A 1,981-nucleotide genomic window follows, 5' to 3' on the forward strand; every position below is an offset into this window, starting at 1 on the left:
CTCCCCCACTCCCCCACTCCCCCAACTCCTGACTTCTGTTTATTAATTTTTAATTCTCATGAGATCCCCCCAAAATAATCAATTTGACTACGTAAAAATTGGTATAGCTTCGCCAGAACGCATCCGCCAGTGGGGTGAGCGTACCTTGCCTAATGGACAACTCGTAGGTGAAGTTACCAAGCCAGAAACTATTAATTACCGGACTCTCAAGCCTGAGATGGATGGGTTGTTTTGTGAACGGATTTTCGGACCAGCTAAGGATTGGGAGTGCCATTGTGGTAAGTATAAGCGGGTGCGCCATAGAGGGATTGTGTGCGAGCGCTGTGGTGTAGAAGTAACAGAATCCCGCGTCCGTCGTCACAGGATGGGTTTTATTAAGTTGGCTGCCCCTGTGGCTCATGTTTGGTATCTCAAGGGGATTCCTAGCTATATTGCGATTCTCCTGGATATGCCGCTGCGGGATGTGGAGCAGATTGTTTATTTCAACTCTTACTGTGTTTTAGCGCCTGGTAATGCGGATACTCTCAGTTACAAACAACTGTTGAGTGAAGACCAGTGGCTAGAAATTGAGGATGCTATCTACAGTGAAGATTCCCAGTTAGAGGGTGTGGAAGTGGGCATTGGGGCTGAGGCTCTGTTGCGGTTGTTGGCGGATATTAATTTGGAGCAGGAGGCGGAAAGCCTGCGGGAAGAAATTGAGAAAGCCAAGGGACAGAAACGGGCGAAGTTAATTAAACGGCTGCGGGTGATTGATAATTTCATCGCTACTGGTTCGCACCCAGAATGGATGGTGATGGAAATTATCCCCGTGATTCCCCCAGATTTGCGCCCGATGGTGCAGTTGGATGGGGGGCGGTTTGCGACAAGCGATTTGAATGATTTGTATCGCCGGGTAATTAATCGCAACAACCGTTTGGCTAGGCTTCAGGAAATTCTCGCCCCGGAGATTATTGTCCGTAATGAGAAACGGATGCTGCAAGAGGCTGTGGATGCTTTGATTGATAATGGTCGCCGGGGACGGACGGTGGTGGGGGCTAATAACCGCCCGCTGAAGTCCTTGTCGGATATTATTGAGGGCAAACAAGGACGGTTCCGACAAAACCTGTTGGGGAAACGGGTAGACTATTCAGGGCGATCGGTAATTGTGGTCGGACCAAAGCTGAAGATTCACCAGTGTGGACTGCCACGAGAGATGGCGATTGAGTTGTTCCAGCCCTTTGTAATCAATCGTTTGATTCGGTCGGGGATGGTGAATAATATCAAGGCGGCGAAGAAGCTGATTTCTCGTAATGATCCCAGTGTGTGGGATGTGTTGCAGGAGGTGATTGAGGGACATCCGGTGATGTTAAACCGAGCGCCGACGCTGCACCGCTTGGGGATTCAGGCTTTTGAACCGATTTTGGTGGAAGGAAGAGCGATTCAATTACATCCTTTGGTGTGTCCGGCTTTTAATGCTGACTTTGATGGTGACCAAATGGCGGTTCATGTGCCGTTGTCCTTGGAGAGTCAGGCGGAGGCGCGGTTGTTGATGTTGGCTTCTAATAATATTTTGTCACCGGCAACGGGTAAACCGATTGTGACTCCTAGCCAAGATATGGTGTTGGGGGCGTATTATCTGACGGCGGAAAATCCCAATGCAACGAAGGGGGCAGGTAAGTATTTCTCCTCTTTGGATGATGTAATTATGGCTTATGAGGCGCAACAGGTGGAACTTCATGCCTATATTTACGTGCGCTTTGATGGGGAAATTGATTCGGGTGAACCGGATACTGAACCTTTGGAAGTGATTGAGGACAAGGATGCTAAGGGTAGGGTGACAAGTCGCACCCTAATCTATAAGTTCCGCCGGGTACGAGAAGATGGTCAGGGAAATTTGATTTCTCAGTACATTTATACGACTCCTGGCAGGGCGATTTATAACAAGGCGATTCAGGAAGCGATAGACGCTTAGGGAGTAGGGGAGGTAGGGGAGGTAGGGATG

General features: G+C 49.2%; 1 protein-coding gene. It reads left to right on the plus strand.

Annotated features, from left to right (window positions below; all coding sequences use genetic code 11):
- Nucleotides 1-58 precede the first annotated feature (58 nt).
- Nucleotides 59-1,951 carry a DNA-directed RNA polymerase subunit gamma gene (locus tag AN486_RS26425; protein ID WP_053540076.1) on the plus strand — a complete coding sequence of 631 codons (1,893 nt, stop codon included), beginning with the start codon at nt 59-61 and terminating at the stop codon, nt 1,949-1,951.
- Nucleotides 1,952-1,981 lie beyond the last annotated feature (30 nt).

This window comes from Anabaena sp. AL93 (assembly GCF_001672085.1).
Classification (GTDB): Bacteria; Cyanobacteriota; Cyanobacteriia; order Cyanobacteriales; family Nostocaceae; genus Dolichospermum; species Dolichospermum heterosporum.

Bases quoted from the DNA above. Each gene is read 5' to 3' on its own strand.
- AN486_RS26425 (WP_053540076.1), top strand. From the start codon at position 59: ATGAGATCCCCCCAAAATAATCAATTTGACTACGTAAAAATTGGTATA.